Source organism: Actinomycetospora aeridis, assembly GCF_037400275.1.
Taxonomy (GTDB): Bacteria; Actinomycetota; Actinomycetes; order Mycobacteriales; family Pseudonocardiaceae; genus Actinomycetospora; species Actinomycetospora aeridis.
This window is the reverse complement of record NZ_JBBEGL010000001.1, coordinates 320,662-346,769: the sequence shown is the minus strand read 5'-3', so window position 1 is coordinate 346,769 and position 26,108 is coordinate 320,662. Positions and strand designations below refer to the sequence as shown.

General features: G+C 74.7%; 27 protein-coding genes. 17 read left to right on the top strand and 10 right to left on the bottom strand.

What is annotated here, in order from left to right; genetic code table 11:
• Window positions 1-47 precede the first annotated feature (47 nt).
• From WCD41_RS01715 to WCD41_RS01705, 3 genes are all read left to right on the top strand, one after another.
• The gene (locus tag WCD41_RS01715; protein WP_337711645.1) at window positions 48-968 is read left to right on the top strand and encodes a GntR family transcriptional regulator; all 921 of its coding nucleotides are present in this window, start codon (window positions 48-50) and stop codon (window positions 966-968) included.
• Window positions 969-1,000: 32 nt separating this feature from the next.
• Complete coding sequence (locus WCD41_RS01710) at window positions 1,001-2,281, top strand: aspartate aminotransferase family protein (protein WP_337711644.1); 1,281 nt, start codon at window positions 1,001-1,003, stop codon at window positions 2,279-2,281.
• Between the two features lie 78 nt (window positions 2,282-2,359).
• Window positions 2,360-3,223, top strand: a complete 864-nt coding sequence (locus tag WCD41_RS01705; RefSeq protein ID WP_337711643.1) for a phosphotransferase family protein — start codon at window positions 2,360-2,362, stop codon at window positions 3,221-3,223.
• A 1-nt stretch (window position 3,224) separates the two neighbouring features.
• Here the strand turns inward: WCD41_RS01705 and WCD41_RS01700 are convergent, their stop codons facing one another.
• A complete protein-coding gene (locus WCD41_RS01700; protein WP_337711642.1) occupies window positions 3,225-4,865 on the bottom strand; it encodes an acyl-CoA dehydrogenase family protein in 1,641 nt (546 codons plus the stop codon).
• 36 nt (window positions 4,866-4,901) lie between these two features.
• On the opposite strand from WCD41_RS01700, the gene WCD41_RS01695 reads away from it, so the two are divergent.
• Genes WCD41_RS01695 through WCD41_RS01675 form a run of 5 tightly spaced genes read left to right on the top strand, consistent with a single transcriptional unit; the run spans window position 4,902 to window position 9,408 of the window.
• Window positions 4,902-5,855 carry a Dyp-type peroxidase gene (locus tag WCD41_RS01695; protein WP_337711641.1) on the top strand — a complete coding sequence of 318 codons (954 nt, stop codon included), beginning with the start codon at window positions 4,902-4,904 and terminating at the stop codon, window positions 5,853-5,855.
• A 2-nt stretch (window positions 5,856-5,857) separates the two neighbouring features.
• Complete coding sequence (locus WCD41_RS01690; protein ID WP_337711640.1) at window positions 5,858-6,532, top strand: hypothetical protein; 675 nt, start codon at window positions 5,858-5,860, stop codon at window positions 6,530-6,532.
• Window positions 6,529-7,032, top strand: a complete 504-nt coding sequence (locus tag WCD41_RS01685) for a DUF4231 domain-containing protein (protein WP_337711639.1) — start codon at window positions 6,529-6,531, stop codon at window positions 7,030-7,032. Before WCD41_RS01690 ends, WCD41_RS01685 begins: the two co-directional genes overlap by 4 nt.
• Complete coding sequence (locus WCD41_RS01680; protein WP_337711638.1) at window positions 7,029-7,577, top strand: SLATT domain-containing protein; 549 nt, start codon at window positions 7,029-7,031, stop codon at window positions 7,575-7,577. Before WCD41_RS01685 ends, WCD41_RS01680 begins: the two co-directional genes overlap by 4 nt.
• 40 nt (window positions 7,578-7,617) lie before the next feature.
• Entirely contained in the window at window positions 7,618-9,408 is a 1,791-nt protein-coding gene (locus tag WCD41_RS01675; protein ID WP_337711637.1) for an FUSC family protein, read from the top strand.
• On the opposite strand, the gene WCD41_RS01670 is transcribed toward WCD41_RS01675, so the two are convergent.
• Window positions 9,393-9,899: a DUF6790 family protein gene (locus WCD41_RS01670; RefSeq protein ID WP_337711636.1), complete on the bottom strand. Its 507-nt coding sequence runs from the start codon at window positions 9,897-9,899 to the stop codon at window positions 9,393-9,395. The genes WCD41_RS01675 and WCD41_RS01670 overlap by 16 nt on opposite strands.
• A 4-nt stretch (window positions 9,900-9,903) precedes the next feature.
• Window positions 9,904-10,779: a methylenetetrahydrofolate reductase gene (locus WCD41_RS01665; protein ID WP_337711635.1), complete on the bottom strand. Its 876-nt coding sequence runs from the start codon at window positions 10,777-10,779 to the stop codon at window positions 9,904-9,906.
• A 115-nt stretch (window positions 10,780-10,894) separates the two neighbouring features.
• Between WCD41_RS01665 and WCD41_RS01660 the strand changes: the two genes are divergently transcribed.
• On the top strand, window positions 10,895-12,433 hold the full coding sequence (locus tag WCD41_RS01660) for a hypothetical protein (RefSeq protein ID WP_337711634.1): 1,539 nt from the start codon (window positions 10,895-10,897) through the stop codon (window positions 12,431-12,433).
• A complete protein-coding gene (locus WCD41_RS01655; protein ID WP_337711633.1) occupies window positions 12,433-13,440 on the top strand; it encodes a hypothetical protein in 1,008 nt (335 codons plus the stop codon). The genes WCD41_RS01660 and WCD41_RS01655 overlap by 1 nt, the downstream gene beginning before the upstream one ends.
• 4 nt (window positions 13,441-13,444) lie before the next feature.
• Here the strand turns inward: WCD41_RS01655 and WCD41_RS01650 are convergent, their stop codons facing one another.
• The 4 genes from WCD41_RS01650 to ypfJ form a co-directional block, all read right to left on the bottom strand.
• The gene (locus tag WCD41_RS01650; protein ID WP_373695071.1) at window positions 13,445-14,071 is read right to left on the bottom strand and encodes a class II aldolase/adducin family protein; all 627 of its coding nucleotides are present in this window, start codon (window positions 14,069-14,071) and stop codon (window positions 13,445-13,447) included.
• A 2-nt stretch (window positions 14,072-14,073) separates the two neighbouring features.
• Complete coding sequence (gene mtnA, locus WCD41_RS01645; protein WP_337711631.1) at window positions 14,074-15,090, bottom strand: S-methyl-5-thioribose-1-phosphate isomerase; 1,017 nt, start codon at window positions 15,088-15,090, stop codon at window positions 14,074-14,076.
• A 222-nt stretch (window positions 15,091-15,312) separates the two neighbouring features.
• Window positions 15,313-15,633, bottom strand: a complete 321-nt coding sequence (locus WCD41_RS01640) for a hypothetical protein (protein WP_337711630.1) — start codon at window positions 15,631-15,633, stop codon at window positions 15,313-15,315.
• 86 nt (window positions 15,634-15,719) lie between these two features.
• The gene (ypfJ, locus tag WCD41_RS01635) at window positions 15,720-16,742 is read right to left on the bottom strand and encodes a KPN_02809 family neutral zinc metallopeptidase (RefSeq protein ID WP_337711629.1); all 1,023 of its coding nucleotides are present in this window, start codon (window positions 16,740-16,742) and stop codon (window positions 15,720-15,722) included.
• Window positions 16,743-16,801: 59 nt separating this feature from the next.
• Between ypfJ and WCD41_RS01630 the strand changes: the two genes are divergently transcribed.
• Window positions 16,802-17,380, top strand: a complete 579-nt coding sequence (locus WCD41_RS01630; protein WP_337711628.1) for a P-loop nucleotide/nucleoside kinase family protein — start codon at window positions 16,802-16,804, stop codon at window positions 17,378-17,380.
• Entirely contained in the window at window positions 17,353-18,804 is a 1,452-nt protein-coding gene (locus WCD41_RS01625) for a flavin-containing monooxygenase (protein WP_337711627.1), read from the top strand. Before WCD41_RS01630 ends, WCD41_RS01625 begins: the two co-directional genes overlap by 28 nt.
• A 224-nt stretch (window positions 18,805-19,028) precedes the next feature.
• Here the strand turns inward: WCD41_RS01625 and WCD41_RS01620 are convergent, their stop codons facing one another.
• Both WCD41_RS01620 and WCD41_RS01615 read right to left on the bottom strand, forming a co-directional pair.
• Window positions 19,029-19,697: an Rv1352/Rv1906c domain-containing protein gene (locus WCD41_RS01620; RefSeq protein ID WP_337711626.1), complete on the bottom strand. Its 669-nt coding sequence runs from the start codon at window positions 19,695-19,697 to the stop codon at window positions 19,029-19,031.
• Window positions 19,698-19,777: 80 nt separating this feature from the next.
• Complete coding sequence (locus tag WCD41_RS01615) at window positions 19,778-20,794, bottom strand: phosphotransferase family protein (RefSeq protein ID WP_337711625.1); 1,017 nt, start codon at window positions 20,792-20,794, stop codon at window positions 19,778-19,780.
• 27 nt (window positions 20,795-20,821) lie between these two features.
• On the opposite strand from WCD41_RS01615, the gene WCD41_RS01610 reads away from it, so the two are divergent.
• From WCD41_RS01610 to WCD41_RS01600, 3 genes are all read left to right on the top strand, one after another.
• Window positions 20,822-21,571, top strand: a complete 750-nt coding sequence (locus WCD41_RS01610) for an SDR family NAD(P)-dependent oxidoreductase (protein ID WP_337711624.1) — start codon at window positions 20,822-20,824, stop codon at window positions 21,569-21,571.
• A gap of 19 nt (window positions 21,572-21,590) precedes the next feature.
• Window positions 21,591-21,956 (top strand): VOC family protein, encoded by a 366-nt coding sequence (locus tag WCD41_RS01605; RefSeq protein WP_337711623.1) that lies wholly within the window; start codon window positions 21,591-21,593, stop codon window positions 21,954-21,956.
• Window positions 21,957-22,059: 103 nt separating this feature from the next.
• Window positions 22,060-23,034 (top strand): mechanosensitive ion channel family protein, encoded by a 975-nt coding sequence (locus WCD41_RS01600; protein ID WP_337711622.1) that lies wholly within the window; start codon window positions 22,060-22,062, stop codon window positions 23,032-23,034.
• A 71-nt stretch (window positions 23,035-23,105) separates the two neighbouring features.
• Here the strand turns inward: WCD41_RS01600 and WCD41_RS01595 are convergent, their stop codons facing one another.
• Window positions 23,106-24,041, bottom strand: coding sequence for an AraC family transcriptional regulator (locus WCD41_RS01595; protein WP_337711621.1), 936 nt, complete (start codon window positions 24,039-24,041; stop codon window positions 23,106-23,108).
• Window positions 24,042-24,139: 98 nt separating this feature from the next.
• Here WCD41_RS01595 and WCD41_RS01590 point away from each other — a divergent pair, with 98 nt between their 5' ends.
• Window positions 24,140-25,612, top strand: a complete 1,473-nt coding sequence (locus WCD41_RS01590; protein WP_337711620.1) for a linalool dehydratase/isomerase domain-containing protein — start codon at window positions 24,140-24,142, stop codon at window positions 25,610-25,612.
• Entirely contained in the window at window positions 25,609-26,088 is a 480-nt protein-coding gene (locus tag WCD41_RS01585) for an SCO family protein (RefSeq protein ID WP_337711619.1), read from the top strand. Before WCD41_RS01590 ends, WCD41_RS01585 begins: the two co-directional genes overlap by 4 nt.
• Window positions 26,089-26,108 lie beyond the last annotated feature (20 nt).

Genomic DNA, 26,108 nt, shown 5'->3' with positions numbered 1-26,108 from the left:
CAGGACATCCGCCGTACCATGCCGCCACCACGGCGGGGAGGTGACGCGTGCCCGATCTGAGCCTGGACGCGACGTCGGACACCCCGGTGTACCGGCAGATCGTCGAGCAGATCCGCTCCCTGGTCGAGGGCGGCGGGCTGCCGGCCGGCGAGCGCCTCCCGACCGTGCGCCGGCTCGCGGACAGCCTCGGGGTCAACCGCAACACCGTGTCCCGGGCCTACGCCACGCTGCGGGAGCTCGGCGTGCTGGAGACCCGGGCCGGCGGAGGGACGGCGGTGGCCACCCGTCCCCCGCTCCGGACGGACGAGCTCGACGACCACCACGACCTCGCCGCCGCCGTCCGCCACGCCGTGCGCTCCGGCCTGACGCCCGAGGAGGTCCGCGACCTCGCCCACGACCTCGCCCGGCGGGCCACCACCGAGGTGCGCGCCCTGTTCGTCGAGTGCAACGAGGAACGGGCCCGGGCGTTCGCGGAGGAGCTGAGCCGGCGACTCGACACCGACGTCCGGCCGGCCCTGATCACCGAGCTCGACGAGGCGTCCGCCGACCGCGACCTCGTCGTCACCACGTTCTTCCACCTCGCCGAGGTCCGCCGCTGGGCCCACCTCGCCCCCCGTGAGGTCGCGACGGTCGCCGTCGTCGTCGCCCCCCACGTCAGGACCCTCGCGCGGGTCGCCGACCTGCCCCCGGCCGCGCGCGTCGGCGTGCGGTACTCGACAGCGCACCAGGCGGAGCAGGTGCGCGACTGGTTCCTCGCGGCCGGCCTCGCCGACGTCGTCGTCGTGCCCCACGACGGCCCGGTCCCTCCCGAGCTGGCGGTGCTCGTCGTCCCCAGCGAGGACCCCGGGCTCGCGGGGGGCGCCGGGCCCGACACCACGGTGGTCGAGTTCGGCAACGTCCTCGACGAGGGCTCGATCCGGATGGTCGGCGAGGTCATGGCGGAGATGCGCGGCCGAGCGACCTCTTGACCTAGGACAAATCGGGTCTCACTCTCGACGGCGTGTCGGACCTCAGCGAGCACCTCGTCCGCTACGGCGTCCCGTTCGCGCCGGACCTCGTCGAGCGGGCCGCCGGATCGCGCGTCACCACCCGCGACGGCTCCGAGATCCTCGACTTCACCTCGGGCCAGATGAGCTCGGTCCTCGGGCACTCCCACCCCGACGTCGTCGAGACGATCAGCCACGCCGCCGCGACACTCGACCACCTGCACAGCGGCATGCTCAGCCCGCCGCTCCTGGAGTTCGCGGCCGCCCTCGCCGGCACCCTGCCCGCGCCGCTGTCCAAGGTCATGCTCGTCAGCACCGGAGCGGAGTCCAACGAGGCCGCCCTGAAGATGGCCAAACTGGCCACCGGCCGCTACGAGATCGTCTCGTTCGACCGCTCCTGGCACGGGATGACCTCCGGTGCCGCGGCGGCGACCTTTTCGGCCGGGCGGCGCGGCTACGGCCCGCCGATCCCCGGCAACCTCGCCCTGCCGACACCCGACGCCTACCGCTCGCCCTTCCGGCACGCCGACGGCAGCCACGACTGGGAGACCGAGCTCGACTTCGGGTTCGAGCTGATCGACCGGCAGTCGGCGGGGAGCCTCGCGGCCTGCCTCGTCGAGCCGATCCTGTCCTCGGGCGGGATCATCGAGCTCCCGCCGGGCTACCTGGCGCGCCTGCGCGAGAAGTGCGCCGAGCGCGGCATGCTGCTGATCCTCGACGAGGCCCAGACCGGCGTCGGGCGCACGGGCACGATGTACGCGTTCGAACGTGACGGCGTCGTCCCGGACCTGCTGACCCTCTCGAAGACCCTCGGCGCGGGCCTGCCCGTCGCCGCCGTCGTCACCTCGCCGGAGATCGAGCAGACCTGCCACCAGCGGGGCTTCCTCTTCTACACGACCCACGTCTCCGACCCGCTCGCCGCGTCCGTCGCGCACACGGTGCTGCGCGTGGTGACGCGCGACGGGCTGGCCGAGCGGGCGCGCACCCTCGGGGAGCAGATGACCCAGCGGCTCCTCGAGCTCCGCGACCGCCACGAGCAGGTCGGCGACGTCCGCGGACGCGGCCTGCTGCAGGGCGTCGAGCTCGTCCGGGACAAGGCCAGCCGGACCCCGGACCTCGCGCTCAACCACGAGCTGACCGCGGAGTGCCTGCGCCACGGCCTGCACGTCAACATCGTGCAGCTGCCGGGCCTGGGCGGGGTGATCCGGATGGCGCCGCCGCTGACCATCGCCGAGGACGACCTGCACCTCGGCCTCGACATCCTGACCGACGCCCTGGCGACGACGACGCGCTAGCCCGGGTCGCCGAACAGCTCGGCCGCAGGAAGGCCAGGCCGTTCGTCCCGCGCGGCGGCGTGAGCCATGATCGTCGGCGTGGACCTCACCGCCCGCGCGGTCGCCGCGGCCACCGCCGTCGCCGGCGAGCACGGCGTGCGCTGCGACGACCCGGTCGTCCTCGCCGACGGCTACAGCACCGTCGTCCACCTGCGCCCGAGCCCGGTCGTCGCGCGCGTCCCGACCCTCTACGCCGTGCTGCGCCCGGGGACGGCCTGGCGGGCGCGCGAGGTCGAGGTCGTGCGGCACCTGCAGTCGGTGGGCGCGGCCGTCGTCCCGCTGTCCGGCGAGCTGCCGCCCGGCCCGCACGTCCAGGACGGGCTGACCGTCACGTTCTGGGCGTACGTGCCGCCGCAGCCCGACGTCACGGTCACCGAGCGGGACCTCGCCCCCGCGCTCGTGGAGCTGCACGCGGCCCTGGCGACGTTCCCGGGCGAGCTCCCGGTGCTCGCCGGGCCCGCGCACGACATCCCGCTCTGCCTGGACGTGCTCGCCCGCGACCCCGGTCCGCTCGCCGCGGCGCAGGTCTGGGCGCTCCACGACGTCCACGAGCGCCTGCGTCCGCTGATCGCCGACCCGCCGCGCCCGTGGCAGCCCCTGCACGGCGACGTCTTCCCCGGCAACGTCATCCCGACCGGCGACGGACTGCTCTGGGCCGACCTCGAGGACACGACGCTCGGGCCGCCGGCGTGGGACGTCGCCAACCTGCGCCCCGACCCCGCCGACCGCCGCGCCGTCGACCTCTACCCCGACGCCCCTGCCGACGAGGAGATCGACGCGATGGCCGAGCTACGGACCCTCCAGGTCGCGACCTGGGTGGCCGCCGCCCCGCGACCCCCGGACATCACGCCCACCGACCAAGCGTCGTTCCTCGCGATGCTGCTGGCCCGCTGGGACGCCTGAGTCACCCCAGCCGGCCGTAGTCGATGATCGCCGCGAAGTCGAGGCCCCGCAGGGTGCCGTAGCCCGGGCCCCAGCCGCGGCCCAGCCGGGAGTCGATGAACGCCTCGGCCACCACCGTCGGCGCCTCCCGCACGAGCAGCGCCGCCTGGGTCGCGAGGGCCAGCTTCGTGACGAGGTAGCGCGCGGTGTCCTCCGGGGTCATCACGAGCTCCTCGATCTCCGCCAGGGCCTCGGCCAGCAGCGGGTGCTCGGCCGCGGCGGGGCGGATCTCGTCGAGGACGGGCTCGATCGCCTTCGGCTCGCGGGCCAGGACGCGCCCCACGTCCATGACCATCATGTTCGAGGTGCCCTCCCAGATCGCGTTGAGCGGCGCCTCCCGGTAGTAGCGCGGGCAGTCGTGCTCCTCGATGTAGGCGTTGCCGCCGATCGCCTGGATGACCTCCTCGGTGACACCGGAGACCCGCCGGCAGTTCCAGAACTTCGCGACGGGGGTGAGCAGGCGGCTGACGAGCCGCTCGGAGACGTCGCCGTGCCCGTCCTCCGCGCGGGCCACGCGGAAGGCCAGGTGGGCGGCGCCGGCCCACTCGAGGACGAGGTCGGCCAGCACCGGTGCCTGGATCGGGAGCTGGGCGAGCGGCGCGCCGAACGCGGTGCGGTGGTCGTTGTGGTGCAGCGCCTGGGACAGGGCCGCGCGCATGAGGCCCGCCGAGCCGACCGCGAAGTCCAGGCGCGTGTACTCGGCCGAGGACAGGATCGTGCGGACACCCTGGCCCTCCTCGCCGACGAGGACGGCCTCGGCGTCGTGGTACTCGATCTCCGAGGACGCGTTGGCGCGGTTGCCCAGCTTGTCCTTGAGCCGCTTCACCGTGATGCCGTTGAGCGCCCCGTCGGCGCGGCGGCGCGGGACGAACAGGCAGGACACGCCACCCTCGGTCTGCGCCACGGTGAGGTAGGCGTCGGACATCGGCACCGAGGCGAACCACTTGTGCCCGTTGACCAGGTACGTCTCCCCCGGCCCACGCCGCCCGACGGGCCGCGCGACGGTGACGTTGGCGCGCAGGTCCGAGCCGCCGTGCTTCTCGGTCATGAAGTAGCCGATGGTGCCCGCGGACTTCGCGGTGATCGGGAGGTCGGCGGGGTCGTAGCCCTCGACCGCGATCGCGCGGGCCCACGGCGCGAGCTCGGGCTGGCTGCGCAGGATCGGGATGCAGGCGTAGGCCATGCCGAGCGGGCACGCGGTGGACCCGTCGATCTGGTTCCACAGGTACGACAGCACGGCCCGCGCCGCGTGCCCGCCCGGCTGCTCCGCGGTCCACGCCAGCGAGTGCACGCCGGAGCCGAACCCCAGCCCCATCAGCTCGTGGTAGGCGGGGTGGAAGTCGACGTCGCCGATCTCGCGGCCGAGCCGGTCGAGGGTGCGCAGCTCCGGGACGTGGCGCTGGGCGTCGCGCGCGGCCTTGAGCACCCGCGGGTCCCACACCTGCGCGCCGAGCACCTCCGCCCGCTCCCGGGCCCACGGCGCGTGTCGCTCGACGATCCCCGCCGCGACCCGGTCGCCCGTGAACGCGTCGACGCCGGTGAGGTCCGGCACGAGGTTGTCGGGGACGGGGCGCGGACGGGCGAAGTCGTCGACGAGCGTCATGGTCGACAGCATCGCGGATGGGGCAGGGTGACCTCCATGAGTTCACCTCCGAGCTCCGCGTCGCCGCCCGCCGAGCCGCAGGCGGTCCTGACCCCGCTCACCGAGGCGTCGATCTTCCTCACCCTGGTGATCGAGCCGGGCGGCGAGGACGGTGTGCGTGGCGTGCTCGGCGACGTGTCGGGGCTGCGGCGCTCGGTCGGGTTCCGGCTCCCCGAGGGCGAGCTGACCTGCGTGGTCGGCATCGGCTCCGAGGCGTGGGACCGCCTCTTCGACGGCCCGCGTCCCCAGGGCCTGCACCCGTTCCGCGAGCTGCACGGCGCCCACCACGCGCCGTCGACACCCGGCGACCTCCTCGTGCACCTGCGGGCCCACCGCCTCGACATGTGCTTCGAGCTCGCGCACCTGCTGCGCAACCGGCTGCGCCCGCACGCGCGGGTGGTCGACGAGGTGCACGGGTTCCGGTTCTTCGACGAGCGCGACCTGCTCGGCTTCGTCGACGGCACCGAGAACCCCGAGGGCAACGCCGCCCGCCGCGCCGTGCTCATCGGCGAGGAGGACCCGGACTTCGCCGGCGGCAGCTACGTCGTCACCCAGAAGTACCTGCACGACATGGACGGCTGGGACGCGCTCTCCACCGAGGAGCAGGAGAACGCGATCGGGCGGACCAAGCTCCAGGACCTCGAGATGCCCGACGACCGCAAGCCGCCGAACTCGCACATCGCGTTGAACGTGATCGAGGACGAGAACGGCGACGAGAAGGAGATCCTGCGGTTCAACATGCCGTTCGGGCACGTCGGCACCGACGAGTTCGGCACCTACTTCGTCGGCTACACCCGCGACCCCGCGGTGCTCGAGCAGATGCTGACCAACATGTTCGTCGGCACCGCCGAGGGCCACCACGACCGGATCCTCGACTTCTCGACGGCGATCACCGGCAACCTGTACTTCGTCCCGACCGCGGACTTCCTCGACGACCCACCCGGCCGCTGACGGTGCGGGTCGCCGACGCCGACGGGCTCGCCGCCGCACTCCGGGACGCCGGGCTCGCCGGAGGGCGGCCGGTGGTCGTGCTGGTCGGCGGGGCCGGCGGGATGGACGACGCGGCCGTGCAGCTGGTGGCGGACGTGCTCGCGGCGGCGGTGCTCCCCGTGCTCGGGGACACGGGCGCGGTGGTCGACGGGGGCACCGACGCCGGCGTCATGCGCGCCGCGGGCCGGGCCGTCCGGGACCACCGCGCCGCGCTCGTGGGCGTCGCGGCCGAGGGCACCGTCGCGCCGCCGGCGGGCTCGTCGACCGAGGACGGCGCCCCGGCCCCGGAGCGCGGGCACACCCACCTCCTGCTGGTGCCCGGTGACGAGTGGGGCGACGAGTCGCCGTGGATCGACCGCGTCGCGGCAGCGATCGCGGACGGGCACCCGTCGGTGACGGTCCTCGCCAACGGGGGCGGCATCGCGGCCGAGGACGTCGAACGCGGCCTCGCCCGCGGCCGCCCGGTCGTCGTCCTCGCGGGCACGGGACGCCTGGCCGACGAGATCGCCGAGGGCACGACGCCCCGGGCGACGAACATCGCCCGTTCGGCCCTGACGACGGTGCTCTCCGTGCACGACCTTGGTGCGGTCCGGGCGGCGGTCACCGCCGCGCTCCGGCCGTCCGAGGGGGAGACGTGACACGACCGGCACTGTTCCAACGCTTCCCGAGCCTCCGGGCGCCGACCGAGTCCTATCCCGTCCTGCCCGACGACGCGGCAGCACGCTTCCCGGCTCTCGGAGACGAGATCGCCACCCTCGAACGGATCGTGGGGCCGGAGTTCGCTCGTTCGGACCTGGAAGCACTCCGACAGCAACACCGCTACCGGGCTCTCCAGATCGGGCTGATCCTCGGGGCGACCGCCCTGGCCGCCCTCGGTGGGCTCCAGGCGGCGTTGGCCGATCAGCGGTGGCCCGGGATCGCGCTCACCCTGCTCGGCCTGGTGCTGGCCACGGTCGGGCAGATGGCCGGCGAGCTGCAGACGTTCCAACGCTTCCTCGAAGAACGCATCAAGGCCGAGCGGTTCCGCGCCATGTACTTCCGGTACCTGTCCCGGACCGGGCGCTACGCCGGCCAGGACCACGAGATCGTGCTGCGTCGTGCGGTGCTCGCGGTCAAGGCCGGCGAGGAACCGCAGTGAACCGGGGGACAGAGTTCCACGACCTGTACGCGCAGCTGCGCATCCTCAAGCAGCTGGAGTACTACCGGAAACGCCGAGAGGAGTACAAGCAGGCCAACCACCAGGCGATCGTCGTCCGCAACATCCTGCTCGGTCTGGCCGCCGTGGCCGGCTTCGTGGGTCAGCTGACGCCCGAGGCGGCACGCCCCGGTCTCGCCGTCGGCGGCGCCGTGCTCGCCGCCCTCGCCGCCGCGGTCACCGCCTACAGCGCCCTCATCGGCTTCCCACAGCTCGAGAAGCTCTACGGCGACGCGGTGCGCAACCTCGAGGAAGCCGAGATCGACTGGGACGTCGCCGACCCGACCGCCGACCTCACGAACGAGGTCGAGCGCGTCGAAGGGATCTTCCGCAGCGAGATCGGGCAGTGGGGGCAGCTCGTCGTCAAGGAGGCCGAGGCCGCGAAGGAGGCGCAGGCGCAGCAGCACGCACAGGCGCAGCAGGACGCCCAGGCGCAACAGGACCCTCCGGCCGGGGCGCCGCCTCCCGGACCCCCGCCGGCACCGTGATCCCTCCCGGCGGGCACCGGGAGCTTTCTAGGCTGACCCCGTGGCCTTCTCGTGGCGCTCCTTCGCCCGGGACCTCGTCCGGCTGCGGGAGGGCCGGCCCGACTGGTGGGACGCGGTCCGCGCGGGCGGCTGCGCGGGCGGCGTGGTCCTCGTCGGCTGGTCGGTCGGGGCCGTCTCCGCGGGGCTGACCGCGAGCATCGGCGCGTTCACCGCCCTCTACGGCAGCGGCAGGCCCTACCGCTACCGCGCGATGGAGCTCGCCGCGATCGCGCTCGCCTTCGCCGCGGCGGTGGCGATCGGGGCGCTGGCGGAGTCGTCGATCCTCGTCTCGATCGTCGTCGTCGCGGTCATCGCCGTCGTGGCCACCGTGCTGTGCCAGGCCTTCGACACCGGGCCACCCGGCGCCTACATGTTCGTGCTGGCCGGGGCCACGGGCACGGCGATCCCCGGCGCGTCCGCCGAGCCCTGGCGTCTCGGGCTGCTCGTCCTCGCCGGCGGGGCGCTCGCCTGGCTCGCGCACATGGCCGGCGCCCTCGTCGGGCCCCGCCGTCCGGAGAAGGCCACGGTCGCGGCCGGCGCCGCGGCGGTGTCGGCGCTGCTCGACGCCGTCGGCACCGACCGCTACCCCGACGCCCGCGATCGGGCGGCGCGGGCGATGCACGCGTGCTGGGTGGTCCTCGTCGGCCAGCAGTCCCCTCGCCTGCGACGGGACGGCACGCTCGAGCGGCTGCGAGGCCTCGCCCTCGACCTGCACGGGCTCCTCGCGGAGGGCCTGCGCGCCCACGACGAGGGACGACCCGTGGACCCGGCGGCGGTGACGCGGGTCCGGGCGCTCGCCGACGCCGTCGCGCACCCGCCGGCGGCCCCGCACCCCGGAGGGCCCGCCAACGTCCCCCTCGGCGGCCCGGGCGTCGGGCGCGTCGTGCGTGACCTGCTGGCCGCCGGCTCGCCCTGGCGGGCGGTCCTCGTGCGGGTCGGCGTCGCGGCGCTCGTCGCCGGCGCGATCGGCTCGCTCGCCGGTCTCGACCACGCGTACTGGGCCGTCGCCGCGGCCGTGCTCGTGCTGTGCCAGGGCTTCGGCTGGACCGGGACGCTGGAGCGCGCCGCGCTGCGGCTGCTCGGCACCTGGATCGGGCTCGTGCTCGCCGCCGCCGTGCTCGCGCTGACGCCGACCGGTATCGCGCTGGCCGCCACCATCGCCGTGCTGCAGGGCGCCATCCAGCTGACGATGCCGCGCAACTACGGCCTGGGCGTCGTGGTGGTCACGCCGACCGCGCTGACGATCGGCAGCGCCGGCCACCCGGCCGACCTCGGCGAGCTGCTGCTCGCCCGCGGCGTCGACACCGCCGTCGGCGTCGTGATCGGCGTGGTGGTGTTCCTGCTCGTCGCGCCCGCCGCGTCCCGGCCGGACCCGCCCGCCCTCGTCGCGGCCACCCTCCGCGACGTCGCCCGCGTGGTCCCCCACCTCGCCGACGCGACCACCGCGAGCCCCGCGGCCCGCGAGGCGCGTCGCGACCTCAACGCCCGCGTCCTCGCGCTCGCCGACGCCCACCACGCCGGCGACGCCGCGCCCGTCGGGCGGACCGTGGACACGACCGTCTGGTGGCCCGCCCTCGACGCCGCCCGCGGCGTGGCGCACCGGACCCTCGCGGCGTGCTGGGCGGTGGACGCCTCCCGCTCCCCCGCGCACCCGGCCACGCCGTGGATCACCGATGAGCGGGCGGGCGCGATCCTCACCGCCCTGGCCGACCTCGACGACGTCGACGCCGACGGTTTCCTCGGCCCCGAGCTGGACGCCCTGCGCCGGGCCCTGCCTCAGGTCGCCACGTAGAGCGCGATCAGCCCGAGCGGGGCGACGACGTCGAACCAGAAAATGAAGCCGGTGTTGCCGGGCGCGGTGTTGCTCGCCCGGAACCGCTGCACCACGTGCCCGACGGCCGCCCCCAGGAAGAAGATCGAGAACGCGATGACCGTCGCGAGCTGGAAGTCGCGGTCGAACGCGGGCGCCAGCACGCCGAGGACGCCGATGAGCAGGCCCGCGAGCCCGACCTCCCACTGGAACGGGCTGCCCCGCGGCCAGCCGATGGAGTCGGCGATCGGGTCGGGCATCACGAGGTGCCCGGAGCCGGTGATGATCGCGTTGACGCCGACGATCCAGGCCAGCGCGTTGAGGAACGACGCCGCGAGCAGCCCGTCGGTGCCGTACTGCGCGATCTGGACGATCTCGGCGACGACGAACCCCACGATGCCGACGTAGGTCGTCATGCTCAGCAGCCGCAGCACCCAGGACGGCGGCCCCTGGGTGCCCTGCGTCGTGGTCATCGCCTCAGGATCGGGCGGCGTCCTCCCCGAGTCCATCCTTCTGTCCGGAAGCGGCCCAGCGGGCGGTGGGCACGACGGCGCCGAACGGGAAGAGGTGCACCGCGCTGATGAGGTTCCCGGGATCGGCCGCCACCGCCCGGGCCAGGCCGCGCAGGGTCTCGGTCGGCCGGTAGGTCTGGGTCGCGAGCTTGAGCACGCTGCCGCTCTGCTTGCGCAGGACCGCGAGCGAGGGCCCGACGCCGCACGACAGCCCGAACTTCAGCAGGCGGGCCGGCGACGTGAGCCCGGGCAGCCCGACGCGCACGGGCAGCGTGATCCCCGCGTCGCGCATGCGCCGCTCCCACCCGAGGACGGGGTCGGCGGCGAACACGAACTGGGTGACGACGTGCAGCGGCAGCCCGCCCTCGCGCGCGAGCTTGTCCTTGCGCGCCAGGGCGTCGTCGACCGCGCCCTCGTCGACGCCGGGGTTGCCCTCCGGGTGCCCGGCGACGCCGATGCTCGCGAACGGGCGCCGCGCGAGCGCCTCGGACTCGAGCACCTGCAGGGTGTTCTCGATCGACCCTGCCGGCGCGCGCGACCCGGCGACGAGCAGGAGGTCCGCGACCCCGGCGTCGACGAGGCGCCCGAGCGTGCGGTCCAGCGCCGCGGGGTCCGGGATCGAACGCACCGCGAGGTGGACGACCGGGCGCAACCCGTGCTCCCGGACCCGCGCCGCCGCGTCGAGGGTCTGCTGCAGCTCGAGGTTGGGGAGGTCGGTGACGTAGACGCGGGTGCCCGCCGGGAGCACCGTCGCCGTCTCGTCGAGGGCCGACGTCTCGCGTGGGGTCACCTCGATGCTGACGTCCGCCAGCAACCGGCGCACGGCGTCGTCGTCGTCCATCGGACCTCCGGGGCCTGGAGCATCAAGGGATGTCCGCGAGTCTCGCGGGCGGAGGCGCCCGGATGCTTCGTGCGCGACCACAAGGCTGGGTGGCCGTTTCCTGTCGTCGGCGACGATGACGCCCGTCACTGCCGGGCAGCAGGCTCTCGAGGAGACGCCCACTGCCGAGGAGACGCGGATGCTCGTCGATTTCCGCCCGCACGCCCGCCTGAGCAGTCCGACGACGCCGGTGACGATCGACGAGTCGCTCGGCCCGGTGGTGGGCGCGCTCGGTGAGAGCGCCACCGACCTGTCCCGCGTGCGCGTCGTCTGCGACTGGGTGCAGTACAAGCAGAACTTCCGCGACGTGGTGGAGGTGCGGCCGATCCTCTCCGGGGAACCGGACGCCCCGGTGCCCGAGGGCGTGCGCGACGACGACCTCGAGGTCGCCGTCGACGTCCGCCGCGCCACGACGGTGGACCTGCGGGAGCGCACGCGCGCGGTGCTGGATGCCCGAGCGACCGGGGACGTGCTCCTCGAGGAGTGGGGCCCCACCCGGCAGAGCTGCATCTGGGGCTTCAACGCCCTGTACTGGTCGGCGCTGGAGCTCTGGGAGAAGGCCACGGGCCAGGCCTACGAGCAGGCCCTGCCCGGCGGCGAGAGCGACGCCCGCAACCGCGACGCGGCCCGCGACGTCATCGGCGAGCTGTTCGCCGTGTGGGACGGGCTCGCCGACCGGAACGCGCTGCCGCCGGAGCTCTACGTCGTCGAGATCGGCGTCGGCAACGGGGCGCAGGCCCGGGTCTTCCTCGACGAGCTCCGCGCCATGGACGTGCAGCACGGGCGCGGCTACTACCGCCGCCTGCACTACCTCATGTGCGACTACTCCCAGCACGTCCTCGACCTGGCCCGCGAGACCGTCGCCGACCACGCCGAGCACGTCAGCGCGTTCGTCGTCGACGCCTGCCGGCCGCGCTCGGTGCTGGCGTTCCTGCAGTTCCGGGTGTTCCTGATCTACATCTCGAACGTCTACGACAACCTGCCCACCGACGAGGTCGCCCAGCTCGGCGGGCGCACCTACCTCGTCGAGTCGCGCGCCTACCTGCCCGCCGCCGACGCCGCCGAGATCGCCGCCTCGGTGAACGCCCGTCCCGACCAGCTCCCCGGGCTCGTGGCGACGCTGTTGCGCCTCGGCCCGGCCCTGCTCGCCGAGGCCCGCCCCGACCACGTCCCGAGCCCCGACGCGGCCGTCGCGTTCTGGCGACGGGTGTGGTCGGCGGTGCGCCTCGCCGAGCGCTACGCGGGCCTCGCCGGCCTCGACACCTACGAGCTCGCGCCCACCGTCAGCGGCGAGGCGCTGCGCCCGCTGCTCGAGTCGGGCGCCGACGTCCGCATGCACGTCAGCAACGGCGCGGTCGCGAGCTTCACCGAGACCATCGGCCTGCTCCACCCGTTCGGCACGCTGGTCTGCCACGACCTGTTCGCCCGTGACGTCGGCGCCTACCGCACCGGGTTCCGGGGGCCCGGCAAGTACGACGGGTCGGTCGTGAACTGGGTGAACGGTCCGCTGCTCGCCCACATCGGCCGGCGCCGCGGGTTCGACGTCTCCTACGCGCCGTTCGCCCACCGCAGCGGCACGAACATCGTCACGATGACCGCGCAGGTGAGGGACTGATGGAGCAGCTGCTACCGACCGCCGTCGTCGGCTCCTGGCCGGTCCCGGAGTGGCTCGAACGCCACAAGACCGACTGGCACCGCAGCCGCATCAGCCGCACACAGCTCGACGAGATCCACGACTGCGCGGTCACCGCGGCGATCAAGGAGCAGGAGCTCGCCGGGCTCGACGTCGTCTCCGACGGCGAGCTGCGCCGCGACAACGACGTCGACCACCTGCTCGCGCGCATCCCGGGGATCGCGGTCCCGCCGACCGGCAAGGACTTCTACTACGACTACGACGACGCCCGGGTCGCGTCGTCGCCGGTCTCCCCGGACGACGCTCCCGGGCTGGGCCTCGACGCCGACCTCGCGTTCACCCTGGCCCGCACCGACCGGCCGGTGAAGTTCTCGCTGACGGGGCCGTTCTCGCTCGCCCGCCGCGTCACCGACACCGTGCACGACGACCCGGCCGACCTCGTGCGCGCCCTCGCACACGTGCTCGCGGGCGCGGCCGGCGCGCTGCGGGACGCGGGCGCGTCGATCCTGCAGATCGACGAGCCGTTCCTCGCCGGCTACCCCGAGCAGATCGACCTCGCCGTCGAGGCGATCGACATCGTGACGCGCGACGTCGACGTCTCCTGGGCGCTGCACGTCTGCTACGGCAACCGCTACGCCCGCCCGTTGTGGGAAGGGCACTACGACTTCCTGTTCCCCGCCGTCCTGGACACCCGCGTCGACCAGCTCGTGCTCGAGTTCGCCCGCAAGGGCGACGAGGACCTGCCGGTGATCGCGCGCTCCGGTTGGGACCGCGCCGTCGGCGTCGGGGTCGTCGACGTCAAGTCGCGCGTGGTGGAGACGCCCGAGATCGTCGAGGCGCGCATCCGGCGGGCGCTGGAGTTCGTGCCGGCGCAGCGGCTCGTCGTCAACCCGGACTGCGGGTTGCGCAACCTCCCGACGTCCGTGGCGATCGCGAAGCTGCGCGCGATGGTCGACGGGGCCGCGAAGGTGCGGGCGACCCTCACCTGAGGAGTCACCGTTGCCCGTAGCTCCCGAACGCGATCCGGGCCGCCTCGAGCTGCCCGGCGTCGAGCAGGCGCGGCTCGCCGAGCTTGCGGGCCTCGGCCCAGAGCCGGCAGAGCCATTCGAGGGTGAGGCTGCGCGTGTAGGCCTGCTCGAGGTGCGCGCCGTACGTGGTGGCGCCGTGGTTGGCGAGGATGACGGCCGTGCGCCCGGCCAGCCCCTCGACGCCGAGCCGGGCGAGCTCCTCGGTGCCGTACGGCGCATAGGGCACCACCCGCACCGGGCCCCCGAGCTGCGCGACCAGGTAGTGCACTCCCGGGAGCTCGTCGAGCAGCGTGGAGAGCGCGGTCGCGTACAGCGGGTGGGTGTGGACGACGGCGCCGGCGTCGGTCGCCCGGTACACCGCGGTGTGCATCGGGACCTCGGACGACGGGCGCAGGTGCCCGTCGACCGGCGCGCCGTCGAGGTCGACGAGGCAGACGTCCTGCGGGTCGAGGGCCTCGTACGCGACGCCGGTCGGGGTGATGGCGACGAGGTCGCCGGTGCGCACCGAGACGTTGCCCGACGTCCCCACCGCGAGCCCGTCGCCGGCCATCCGCCGCGAGTACGCGACGACGGCCTCGCGCTCGTCCCGCATCCTCACCGCAGGACCGCTTCCCTCTCCCACGCGCCGGCGCGGAACGTGGCCCGCTCGGTGACGACGGCGGCGAGCAGCTCGGCGGGCGTCACGTCGAAGGCGGGGTTGTAGACCGCCGTACCCTCGGGCGCCGTGGGGACGCCCGCGACGGCCCGCACCTCGGCGCCGTCGCGCTCCTCGATGACGATGTCCTCGCCGGACACGGTGGCGTGGTCGACCGTCGACTCCGGCGCCGCCACCACCATCGGCAGTCCGTGACGCACCGCGGCGCACGCCAGCGCGTAGGTGCCGATCTTGTTGGCGACGTCGCCGTTCGCCGCGATGCGGTCCGCGCCGACCACCACGGCGTCGACGAGCCCGCGGGCCATCGCCGACGCGGCGGCCGAGTCGACGAGCAGGCGGTGGGCGACGCCCATCTCGCGCAGCTCCCACACGGTCAGGCGCGCGCCCTGCAGCAGCGGGCGGGTCTCGCAGGCGAGGACCTCGGCGACGCGGCCGCGCTCCGCCAGCTCGCGCACCGCGCCGAGACCCGTGCCCCACGCGACCGTGGCCAGGGCGCCGGAGTTGCAGTGGGTCAGCAGGCGCAGGGGGCGGTCGGGGCCCAGCGCGGTGAGGACGTCGGCGGCGCGGCGGCCGAGCCGCCGGTTGGTGGTCTCGTCCTCGTCGAGCACCGCGAGCGCCTCGGCGACCACCGCGTCGGCGCCCTCGTCGAGGCGGGCGAGGGCCCGTTCGACGCCGCGGCGCAGGTTCACCGCGGTGGGCCGGACCGCAGCGACCCGTTCCGCCTCGGCCCGCACGCGCGCCGGGTCGTCGGGGTGCCGGCGCGCGGCGAGCGCGGCCCCGAGCGCCCCCGCCCCGCCCAGCGCGGGTGCGCCCCGGATCGTCAGGTCCGCGATGGCCGCGACGAGCGAGTCGACGGACGCCAGGCGCTGCACCCGGTACTCGCCGGGCAGCGCCCGCTGGTCGATCGCCGTGACCGCCCCGCCGTCCCCGTCGTCCCAGTCCACGGTGCGCGCCATGGCATCCAGTCTGCCGCGATCCGCCCCCCGCCGGGCCAGGGAGATCAGGAGCGTGGGGTGCGCCTCGGCCGGCCGTCGGAGGTGGATGGCGCGCCCCTGATCACCGGCGGCGCCCCCCGCGAGGCGCGCGGACGGCGGGCGAACGCGGACTTTGCGCGCATAGAAGCAGCGAACATCCCATTGAGCACGCCGATAGGACGTTCGCTGCGGATCCGGGGGGGGTCAGGCCCCCGGGACGGTGACCGCCGCGAACGGCGTCGTCGGCTGGTGGGTCGCGTAGCGCCGCGGCTTCCCGTCGCGCGGGGGCGGGGTCGTCGCCGGGACGCCGCGGGTGTCGACGGTCGCGAGCACCTCGGCCCCGAACGGCCACCCGGTCCGGCGGGCGGCGCGGGCGGCGTCGGCGAGCTCGTCCAGGCCCCGTCCCGAGACGCCGCCCGACGCGTGGGAGGCGCTCCCGGGTGCCGGGGCCCGGTGGGCTGCCGGAGGGGCTTCCGGGGCGTCCTGCCGGCGCCGGCTCGGCCGGGCCTTCCTGTGGTGCCCCATCGCCGACCACTCCCCACCGTGAGCCCGCCCGCCACCGTCACCCGGGAGAACGAGCGGCGTCGCTCCGGGCAACGACCGCCGGGCGATCAGCCCAGGTCGTTGGTGCGGAAGGTGTCGCAGCGGGTGGGGTCGCCGGTGGTGTAGCCGGTGGTCAGCCACTTCTTGCGCTGCGCGGACGAGCCGTGGGTGAACGAGTCCGGGTCGACGGTCCCGCCGCCGAGGCGGCCTTGGATGTAGTCGTCGCCGATGCGCTGGGCTGCGTCGATCGCGCCGTCGAGGTCGGCCTGGGTGACCTCCGTGATGAAGGCCGGGCGCCCGTTCGACGGCGTCGCCGCGTGGTTCATCCAGACGCCGGCGAAGCAGTCGGCCTGCAGCTCGAGGCGCACCGAGTCCGACGTCGCCCCCTGGCGCGTGCGCACCGCGGCCTCGGTCCCCAGCTGGTCCTGGACGTGGTGGCCGTACTCGTGCGCGAGCACGTAGGCGTTGGTCAGCCCGCCGCCCTGCGCGCCGAACTGCTGGCGCAGCTGGTCGTAGAACGACAGGTCGATGTAGACGAGGTCGTCGGCCGGGCAGTAGAACGGCCCGGCGCTGGAGTCGGCGCTGCCGCAGCGGGTGTTCACCGCGCCGGAGAAGAAGACCGTGTCGACGCGCTGGTAGGTCGGCTGGGCCCCGCGCGTGGCCCGGGCGACCTGGGCGTAGCCGCCGCCCGCCCAGTACGCCTGGATCGAGTTGATGTCGGCGACGATCGCGCAGTCGGGGTTGGTGTTCGCGTCCGCGCCGGTACGGCACTCGCTGGGGAGCTCGGAGGTGCCGGCGATCGCCGGTCCGCCCGGCTCGCCGAAGCCGCCCGCCACCTGAGAGGACGTCCCGCCCCCGCCGGTGAGGTAGGGCAGGGCGAAGAACCCGACGACCACGACGACGATGAGGACCCAGCTGACCTTCCCGCTGCGCCCGCGGAACAGCAGGCTGATCAGCAGGGGGAGCAGGCCGCCCGTCCCTCCGCCGCCCCCGCCGCCCACGCCCCCGAACGGCGACCCGCCACCGCCGCCCTGGCCCCGCTGATCGGTGACCTCCGACGCGTCGAGCTGGGCGTCGTCCTCGTAGCGCATCCTGCGATCCTGGCGCAGGAGGGACCTCCGCGTCTCCCGGTGCGGGGAGGAGTGGTCGTGTGACGGTGGACGTCTGGGTCGTCGGTGGCGCCCCGGGAGCCGGGAAGAGCACGGTCGCCGACCGGCTGATCGCGCTCCTGTCCCCCGCGCCCGCGCTGCTAGACAAGGACACGATGTACGGCGACTTCGTCGGCGCCACCCTCGCCGCCGCCGGCCGCCCGGCCGGGGAGCGCGAGGGCCCCTGGTACGACGAGCACGTCAAGGTCCACGAGTACGCGGGCATGACCGCCGTCGCCCGGGAGATCCGTGCGAAGGGCTGTCCGGTGGTGCTCAGCGCGCCCTTCACGGGCCAGATCCGGGACCCGGCGCGCTGGGCGGCGTGGGTCGACGAGCTCGGCGGCGAGCCCGTACACCTGGTCTGGGTCGGGTGCGACGCGGCGACCCTGCGGCGCCGGCTCGAGGCGCGCGGGCGGGCCCACGACGCCGGCAAGCTCGAGGCGTTCGACGCCTTCGTCGCGCGCATGCGACCGGACACCCCGCCGCCCGTGCCGCACCTGGCCGTCGATTCGACCCGTGAGATCGACGATCAGCTGCGCCAGAATCCTGGTCCATGGGAGACGAGCTCGACGTCGTCGTGATCGGCGCCGGCGTCGCCGGGCTGGCCACGCTGCACCTGCTGCGCGCCCACGGCCTGCGGGTGCGCGCCTACGACGCGGCCGACGACGTCGGGGGCGCCTGGTGGTGGCACGGCCACCCCGGCTCGCGGCTCGGCACCGAGGGCTACGCCTACCAGTACTTCTTCTCCCCCGACCTGGTCCGCGACTGGGGCTGGAGCGAGCGCTTCCCCGCCGGCTACGAGGTGCTGCGGTGGCTGCGCTTCGTCGCCGACCGCCTCGACCTGCGTCGCGACATCACCCTCTCGACGCGGGTCACCGCCGCCGTGTTCGACGAGGAGCGGGAGCGCTGGACGGTGCGCACCGAGCACGGCGAGACCGTCGAGGCACGCTTCGTCGTGGCGTGCACCGGGCTGCTCCCCGGGCCCGCCGAGGCGCTGCCCGTCTCGTCGGGGGACTTCGCCGGCACGGTCGTGTGCACCTCGCGCTGGCCGGAGAAGGGACCCGACCTCGCGGGGCGTCGGGTCGGCGTGGTCGGCGTCGGCACCGCGGGCGTCCAGCTCGTGCCGCGCATCGCCGCGGAGACCGCGCACCTGACGGTGTTCGCCCGCGAGCCGGTGCTCGTCGTGCCGCGGTCGAACCCCGTGTACGGCTGGCCGGAGCGCGACGCCTACCGGGCGCGGTTCGACGAGCTGCGCGCGACGCTCCCGCACACCGCGACCGGGGCCGAGTACGAGCCGCACCTGCCCGTCGATCCCGACCTGCTCCCCGGCCTGTACGCCGACGGCTCGCGCCGGTTGTGGCTCGGCGGCGTCGTCGGCGCCGAGGAGGAGGTCGCAGCGTACGTCCGGGAGGCGATGACGGCCCGGCTCGGCGACCCGTCCCTGGCCGCGGTGCTCGTGCCCACCGACGACGCCGGGACGCCGACCCTCGACGCCGGGTTCCTCGAGGCCTTCCACCGCGACGACGTCGACCTCGTCGACCTGCGCGCCGACCCGATCGCCGCCGTCCGCGCCGAGGGGCTCGAGCTCGTCTCGGGTGCCGTGCACGAGCTCGACGTGATCGTCCTGACCGAGGAGCCCGACGCCGGGCCGCCCGCGCTGGGCGGGATCGACGTGCGCGGACGCGGCGGGCGCTCGCTCGCCGACGCCGCGGGCGCGGTGCTCGGGCTCGGGGTGCCGGGCTTCCCGAACCTCTTCACCACCGCCGAGCCCCCGGCCCCGACCTCCCGGGACGCGGTCATGACGACGGTGCGCCAGCACCAGGCGGAGTGGATCGCCCGCGCCGTCGCCGACCTCGCCGCCGTAGGGGCGTCCACGTTCGAGGCGATCGAGACGCTCCCGACGTCGGCGCCGCCGGCCGGGGCCGGCATCGCGGGGGTCGGCGACTACGTGGCGCGCTGCGAGCAGGAGGCCGCGGCGGGCTACCCGTCGTTCCGCCGCGCCTGAGCCCCCCGCCGCTCTGAGCCCCGGCTATTCGAGCGAAGGGCACCTTCGCTCGAATAGACCGGCGAGGGGCGCCCTTCGTCGGAACACGCGGATGCGCGAGCGGCACCTCAGGCATGATCAAGTGGCGGTGCGGGATGCCGAACGTGCCGGTCGCCGCGACGACCGAGGTCACTTCCCGGCGATTGCTTCGAGATTCGAAGCGTCCTCGTCAGAGAGTCGCGCTCCTACGGAGCGGGCGACCAGACGCAGCCGCCGTAGAACTCGACCTGGCCGTCGCCCTGCCGCACGGTGATATAGGCGGGGCCCCCGCTCGTGGACTCCGGACTGCCGATCGTGGAGCCGTCGGTGCTCTGCCGCGAGGCCGAGCAGTACCGGAAGACATCGTCCGTCGGGGCGCCCGGGGTACGGTAACGGCCGGGCGCGATCTCGGAGCCCACGGTGTACGTGCCCTCCGAGAAGCTGCCCGCCGGCGCGGACGCGCTGGTCGCGGCCGGGGAGGACGGGGCCGAAGACGGCACCCCGTACAACGGCGCGGTGTAGCTCGTCGACGTGCCGGTCCGCGACTCGTTGACCGCGCCCGCGAACCCGATCGCCCACAGGAAGCAGATCAGGAGCCCCACCCCGCCGAGGACGACGCCGGCGATCGCGAGACCGCGGCCCACGCCGCCCTTCCGCGACGCAGCGGTCAGCCCGACGATCGAGAGCACGAGCCCCACGGGGCTGATCACCCAGGACACGATCCCGAGGAACGGCACGAGCGCGAGCACGGCGCCGACGAGCGCGACGACGAACCCGCCGGTCGCGATCCCGTTCGACGGCGGGGCCTGGTGGTACGGGGCGTGGTGCGGCCCGTAGTACGGCTGCTGGTACGGCGGCGGGTACTGCTGCGTCACCGGAACTCCCCCGACTGATCACGACTCGACGCGGGTGTCTCGCGACGGCCGCCACGGGCGTTACGTCACCGTTCGGACGGTCAGGCGCGGGCGATCCGCTCGCGGGCCTGGGCCACGAGGCTGCGGGCCGAGGCGTGCATCCGCGCGCCGACGTCCTCCGGGGCCCGGCCGGCGCACGCGCGGGCGTGGGTGCCCTCCAGCAGGACGCCGAGCTTGAAGCACGCCATCACCGCGTACCAGGGCACGGCGGACGGGTCGGTGCCGGTGCGCCCGGCGTAGCGCGTGACCAGCTCGTCCTCGCCGGCGAGGCCCTCGATCGGCGCCCAGCCGAGCGCCGACCCGCTCGCGGGCCAGGTCGCGAGCAGCCAGCCGAGGTCGAGCAGCGGGTCGGCGACCGTCGCCATCTCCCAGTCGACGACGGCCGTCACCGCGGCGCGCCCGGGGTCGAACAGCACGTTGGCCAGGTGGAAGTCGCCGTGCGCGAGCGCGGGCGGACCGGACGTCGGGCGGTGGCGCTCGAGCCAGTCGGTGACGTCGTCGGTGTCGTCGCCGAAGCCGGGGTAGTGCTCGACCTCGCGGTAGCGGGCGAGCTCGTCGCGCCAGCGCGGCACCTGGCGGGCGAGGAACCCCTGCGGGCGCCCGACGTCGCCGAGCCCGACCGCGTCGACGTCGACGGCGTGCAGGGCGGCCAGCGCGTCGACCATCGCGGGACCGAGCCCGTGGCGCAGGGCCGGGTCGGCCTCCTGCGCCGGGGAGAGCCCGGTCGTGACGTTGACGCCCGGGACCTCGGCCATCGCGTAGACCACGCGGCCCGGCAGCACGCCGTCGACCGGCGCGGTGGCGAGCAGCCGCGGGTGCGGGACGTCGGTCGGCGCCAGCGCGCCGAGCACGCGGATCTCGCGCTCGATGGCCGCGTTGCTGCCCGTCCGCAGGTGGCGGGGTCCGCTGCGGACGACGACGCGCCGCTCGCCCGCCGTCGCGCGCAGCATGAGGTTCTGGGTGCCGCCGGCCAGCGGCTCGAGGCGCCACGGCCCGTCGCCGAGCCCGGCCGAGGCGAGCCACGCGATCACCGCGTCGGCCTCGTCGCGTGCCAGCATGCGTCCATCATCGTGACGGGAGCGCGGATGGGCGACGGCAGGTTCGCGAGGAAGGTCGTGGTCGTCACCGGCGGCAGCCGCGGCATGGGGCGGGCGATGGTGCGGGCGTTCGCGGCCGAGGGCGCGTCCGTGGTGATCGCCAGCCGCAAGATCGAGGCGTGCCGGGAGCTCGCCGACGAGGTGGGCGCGGCGCACGGTGTCGCGACGCTGCCGGTGGCCTGCAACGTCTCGCGCTGGGACGACTGCGACGCGCTCGTCGCCGCGGTGGACGAGACGTTCGGCCGTGTCGACGTGCTGGTCAACAACGCCGGGCTCTCGCCGCTCTACCCCGCGCTCGACGAGGTTTCCGAGGGCCTGTTCGACAAGGTGCTCGGCGTCAACCTCAAGGGCCCGTTCCGGCTCTCGGCGGCGTGCGGCACCCGGATGGTGGCCGCCGGGGGCGGGGCGATCGTCAACATCAGCTCCATCGCGGCGATCCGGCCGGGCCCCGCCGAGCTGCCGTACGCGATGGCCAAGGCCGGGCTCAACACGCTCACCGAGGGCCTCGCGCAGGCGTTCGGCCCGAGCGTGCGCGTCAACGCCGTGCAGGCCGGCCCGTTCCGCACCGACATCGCGACGGCCTGGACCCCGGAGGTCGTCGAGCGCTTCGAACGCAGCGCGGCGCTGGGGCGGCTCGGCGAACCGGAGGAGGTCGTGCCGGCCGTGCTCCACCTCGCGTCGGCCGAGGCGTCGTTCACCACCGGCGCGGTGCTGCGCGTCGACGGCGGGATGCCCTGAGCCGCTAGCGTTGCCGCCCGTGCCGCCCTCCCGCGCCCGTCTGGCCGCCGTCGCGCTCGACGCCCGTGAGCCCGAGGCGCTGGCGTGGTTCTGGTGCGGCGCGCTGGGCTCGTCGGTGGTGCGCCGCTGGGACGACGCGCACGGCACGTCCTACGTCGAGGTGGGGCTCGTCGGCGACGCCGTGCTGCTGTTCCAGCACGTCGCGGAGCGCAAGGCGGGCAAGAACCGGCTCCACCTCGATGTCGCGGCGCCGGGCGACCAGCAGGCCGAGGTCGAGCGCCTCGTCGGCCTCGGCGCCCGGGTGCTCGACGAGGCGCCCGACCATCCGTGGGTCGTGCTCGCCGACCCCGAGGGCAACGAGTTCTGCGTGCTGCCGGCCCGCTGACCACCACCGACTGGGCTGAACGAACGAAACCTGCGGGTGCCGGGTTCGCGACGCAGGGTGATCGGGCACCACGGCGGCTCCACGACCGAACGAGGAGCACCCGATGTCCCCTGCACCGCCCGGAGGCGGTGGGTTCAACGTGCTGCAGAGCCTGCAGAACGCGTTCACCACCCTGCTGAACTACGTGCCCAACATCATCGGGGCCCTCCTGGTCCTGATCATCGGCTACATCATCGCGCGTCTCATCCGCGCCGGGATCACCAAGCTGCTGCGCCGCGTGCGCCTCGACGACCGGCTCACCCACGGCCGCGGCGGCGAGTACGTCGCCCGGTTCTCGCCCGACGGGAGCCCGTCGAAGCTCGTCGGCCTCGTCGTCCAGTGGGTCCTGCTGGTCTTCGTGATCGTCTCGGCGGTAGGGACGCTGAACATCCCCGCCGTGACCGGGTTCGTGGACCTGGTGCTGTCGTACCTGCCGAACGTCCTCGCCGCGGTGCTGATCTTCCTGGTCGCCGCCGCGATCGCCGCGGCCGTCGGCGGGCTGGTGCACCGCACCATGGGCGACACCCCGACCGGGCGCGTGGCGCGCACCGCCGCCCCGACGCTGGTCATGGCCATCGCCGTGTTCATGATCCTGAACCAGCTGGGCATCGCGGAGACCATCGTCACCGCGACCTACATCGCGCTCATCGGTGCCGTCGCGCTCGGCTCCGCCCTGGCGTTCGGGCTCGGCGGGCGCGACGCCGCCGCCGACCTCATCAACTCCGGCTACCGCCGCGCCCAGCAGCAGTCCGGCCAGGTCCGCAGCGACCTCGAGACCGGGCGCGCACGGGCCGAGGCCGACGCCCGGGCGTACGCGCCCACCGGGCTCGGGAACGGCGGAGGGCACGACGCCACGGCGCAGTACGCGACACCCCAGCCGACGACCCAGCAGGCGACCCCGCCCGCTCCGCAGACCACGCCCACACCGCCCGAGGGCACCGCGATGCCCCCCGGCGCCGCGGGTGGTCCGACCCGGCCCGGCGACCCCCAGCCCGGGCTGACCGAGCCGGTGGCGCCGTCGAACCCGCCCCGGCGCTGACCCGCCCCGTTCTCCCCGACCGCCCCGCGACGCCCGCCGTCGCGGGGCGGTCGACCGTCGGGGGCGGGACGTCAGACGCCGTGCGTCCGCCACGTCCCCGGGGACACGCCGTGGCGACGGCGGAAGGCGCGGGTGAACGTCGTGACGTCGGCGAAGCCGCACCGCGCCGCGACGGCCGCGACGGTCGGTGCCGGCGCGCGCTCGAGCAGCCGCGCGGCCCGGCGCAGGCGCTCGTCGCGCAGCCAGGTCGCGGGCGGGGGCTCGCCCGCGTCGGCGAACACCCGCCCGACGTAGCGCCCGGAGACACCGAAGCGGCGCGCCACCGCGTCGACGGAGAGCGCCGGGTCGCCGAGGTGGTCGAGCAGGAACCGCTGCATCGCCGTCGCGAGCGCGGCGGGCCCGGCCGGGCGCGCGTCGTCGTCACCCGCGACCGAGCGCAGCAGGGCGTCGACCAGGTCGATCACCGTCGACGCCATCCGCGCGCCCGCGACCGGGTCGAGGTCCGCGGCCGTGTCCTCGAGGGTGTCCGCCGTCGCCGTGAGCACCCGCAGCAGCGGGTGGGCCGCCGGGACGGGGCGGGCGAGCGCCGCGGTCACGAGCGGGTCGGGCAGGCCCGCCGCGGCGACGGGGATCTGCAGGGTCAGGCAGGAGCCGACCGCGTCGACGTCGAGCGTCATCGCCTCCCGGCTGCGGTAGAGCACGGCCTCGCCGGCGGTGACCGCCGCCGTCCGGCCGGCGAGCGTGGCGCGGAACGTGCCGGAGCGTTGCAGGGAGACGAACAGCGTGTCCGGGATGTCCTCGCTCGCCGCCGCCCGCGACGTGCGAACCATGCGGCACGACGAGGCCGCGATGCCGGCGATCGTCACGCGGTGGTCGAGCGCCCGGGACACGACCTCGCCGTGGAAGGTGCGACGTCCCGACCCGGGCGGGCGCACCTGCAGCGGCACGAAGCAGTCGTCGGCGACGGCGCTCCACGCCTCGACCGAGTCCGCCACCGCCGAGAACACGCCGCCGATGCTAGGTCCGGATCGCCGGTTCCGGCACCGCCGCACGCCGGATCCGGCAACGCCGGGAGGGCGCTCGACGCGGGCCCTACCGTCGGTGCATGAGCGCAGGGGTGCTGGACCGCGAGCAGCTGGGGCATCTGCGGCACTGGGACAACCTGTCGCGCCAGTGGCCCAACGACTGGTCGCTCATGCAGGGCAAGGGCACCAGCCAGGACGACTTCGGCGGCTACCGGTTCCAGCTCGCCTACATGGTCTACGCCCTGGCGCTGACCCACCGACACCGCCTGCCCGCCGCGCCCGGGGTGTTCCGGCCGACGATGCAGCGGCTGATCGAGAAGCTGCTGCTGCCCGAGGTCTGGCTCTACTGGCGCGACGTCAGCCGCGGCGGCTCGGTCTTCAACGCCCACCTCGTCGACCAGCTGCACGAGGAGTGGGACCCGGTCATCCGCGACAACATCATGTACTCCGCGTACGTCCAGTCGTGCGCGCTGCTGCACGACCACCTCTTCGCCGACGACCGCTACGCCGCGCCGGGCGCGCTGACGTTCCGGCACTGGTCGTTCTTCTGGGGCGGCGGGGAGAAGCGGTTCGCCTACGACCGCGACTCGCTGACCGAGCACCTCTACTGGCAGATGGTGGAGAACGGCTACCTCGGCGTCGCGTGCGAGCCCAACTGCGTGTTCCAGATCTGCAACCAGCCCGCGATCCTCGGCTTCCGGCTGCACGACCTCATCCACGGCGGCTCCCGCGCCGACGAGGTGATCGCGGGCTACGAGAAGGCGTGGGCGGACTTCGGCCGGCTCGACGACAACGGCCACTACGCGATGATGATGCTCTCCGACACCCGCGCGGTGCGCCCCAACGAGGCGCCGTCGCCGTGGGTGGACGCGTGGTGCGGCGCGCTGATGACGATGTGGAACCGCGACTTCGTGCACCGGCACTACCCGAGCCAGGTCGCCGCGTTCCTGGTCCCCGGTGACGACGGCGCGCTGTCGGTGCGCTCGGCCCCCGCCCGCGAGGTGATGGGCCAGCCCGTCGTCATCGACTCCTGCGACACCGGCTGGGTGACCGCCTGGGCCTCCGAGATGGGTGACCGCGACACCCTCGAGCGCCTGCTCGCCCACGCCGACCGGCGGATGGGACCGACCTGGCGCGGCGGCGGCCTGTACTACCCGCGCAACGACACCCCGACCGACGCCCACGGCCGCCGCACCGACATCGAGCCGATGTCCGGCAACGTCCTGCTCGGGTACGCCCGGCTGAACGTCCCCGACGGGCTGTGGGGCCTCTACCAGCAGCCGTGGAGCCCCGAGCACCACGAGGAACCGGCGATCGTCGAGGTCGACCGCGACGTCGAGGTGAGCCGCGCGGAGGTCGTCGACGGCGTGCTGCACGCCCGCCTGCGCCGCGAGACCGCGGTGCCCGGCGACGGGCGGGTGACCCTGGGACGCCTGCCCGGCGGTGCCCGCCTGCGGCTCGACGGGGTGGAGGTGAGCGCCCCGGACGGCGTGCTGACGGTGCCGGACGGACCCGCCGTCGACCTGGTGGCGGCTCCCGGGACGACGCCGTGAGCGCGCCGCCGATCCGGGCGACGTTCTCCCTGGTCGACCACCACGACCGTCCCGTCACCGAGGCCACGTACCGCGGCTCCTGGCAGCTCGTGCAGTTCGGCTTCACCCACTGCCGCGTGGTGTGCCCGCGGGCGCTGGCGAAGCTCGGGGAGGCCCTGGACCTCGTCGGGGACGCCCCGGTCGTCCCGCTCTACGTGACCGTCGACCCCGAGCGGGACACGCCCGCGGTGATGCGCGCGTTCCTCACCGGCGCCCACCCGCGCTTCACCGGCCTCACCGGGTCGGCGGCGCAGGTCGAGGAGGCCGCCGCCGCGTTCCGGGTGTTCGCCCGTCCCCGCGACGACGGCACCGACCAGATCCGGCACACCGCCATCACCTACCTGCTCGACCCCGACGGCCGGCCCGCCCACCACTGGCCCGACACCGTCGACGCGGCGACGATCGCGGCCGACCTCGCGCGGTTCGCCGGGTCGTGACGTCGATCGGGGTATGTGAG

Excerpts from the sequence above, each read along its gene's own strand:
- WCD41_RS01700 (WP_337711642.1), bottom strand. The coding sequence starts at position 4,865 with ATGACGCTCGTCGACGACTTCGCCCGTCCGCGCCCCGTCCCCGACAAC.
- WCD41_RS01695 (WP_337711641.1), top strand. The coding sequence starts at position 4,902 with ATGAGTTCACCTCCGAGCTCCGCGTCGCCGCCCGCCGAGCCGCAGGCG.
- WCD41_RS01670 (WP_337711636.1), bottom strand. The coding sequence starts at position 9,899 with ATGACCACGACGCAGGGCACCCAGGGGCCGCCGTCCTGGGTGCTGCGG.
- WCD41_RS01665 (WP_337711635.1), bottom strand. The coding sequence starts at position 10,779 with ATGGACGACGACGACGCCGTGCGCCGGTTGCTGGCGGACGTCAGCATC.
- WCD41_RS01660 (WP_337711634.1), top strand. The coding sequence starts at position 10,895 with ATGACGCCCGTCACTGCCGGGCAGCAGGCTCTCGAGGAGACGCCCACT.
- WCD41_RS01655 (WP_337711633.1), top strand. The coding sequence starts at position 12,433 with ATGGAGCAGCTGCTACCGACCGCCGTCGTCGGCTCCTGGCCGGTCCCG.
- WCD41_RS01650 (WP_373695071.1), bottom strand. The coding sequence starts at position 14,071 with ATGCGGGACGAGCGCGAGGCCGTCGTCGCGTACTCGCGGCGGATGGCC.
- mtnA (WP_337711631.1), bottom strand. The coding sequence starts at position 15,090 with ATGGCGCGCACCGTGGACTGGGACGACGGGGACGGCGGGGCGGTCACG.
- WCD41_RS01640 (WP_337711630.1), bottom strand. The coding sequence starts at position 15,633 with ATGGGGCACCACAGGAAGGCCCGGCCGAGCCGGCGCCGGCAGGACGCC.
- ypfJ (WP_337711629.1), bottom strand. The coding sequence starts at position 16,742 with ATGCGCTACGAGGACGACGCCCAGCTCGACGCGTCGGAGGTCACCGAT.
- WCD41_RS01625 (WP_337711627.1), top strand. The coding sequence starts at position 17,353 with ATGGGAGACGAGCTCGACGTCGTCGTGATCGGCGCCGGCGTCGCCGGG.
- WCD41_RS01615 (WP_337711625.1), bottom strand. The coding sequence starts at position 20,794 with ATGCTGGCACGCGACGAGGCCGACGCGGTGATCGCGTGGCTCGCCTCG.
- WCD41_RS01610 (WP_337711624.1), top strand. The coding sequence starts at position 20,822 with ATGGGCGACGGCAGGTTCGCGAGGAAGGTCGTGGTCGTCACCGGCGGC.
- WCD41_RS01600 (WP_337711622.1), top strand. The coding sequence starts at position 22,060 with ATGTCCCCTGCACCGCCCGGAGGCGGTGGGTTCAACGTGCTGCAGAGC.
- WCD41_RS01590 (WP_337711620.1), top strand. The coding sequence starts at position 24,140 with ATGAGCGCAGGGGTGCTGGACCGCGAGCAGCTGGGGCATCTGCGGCAC.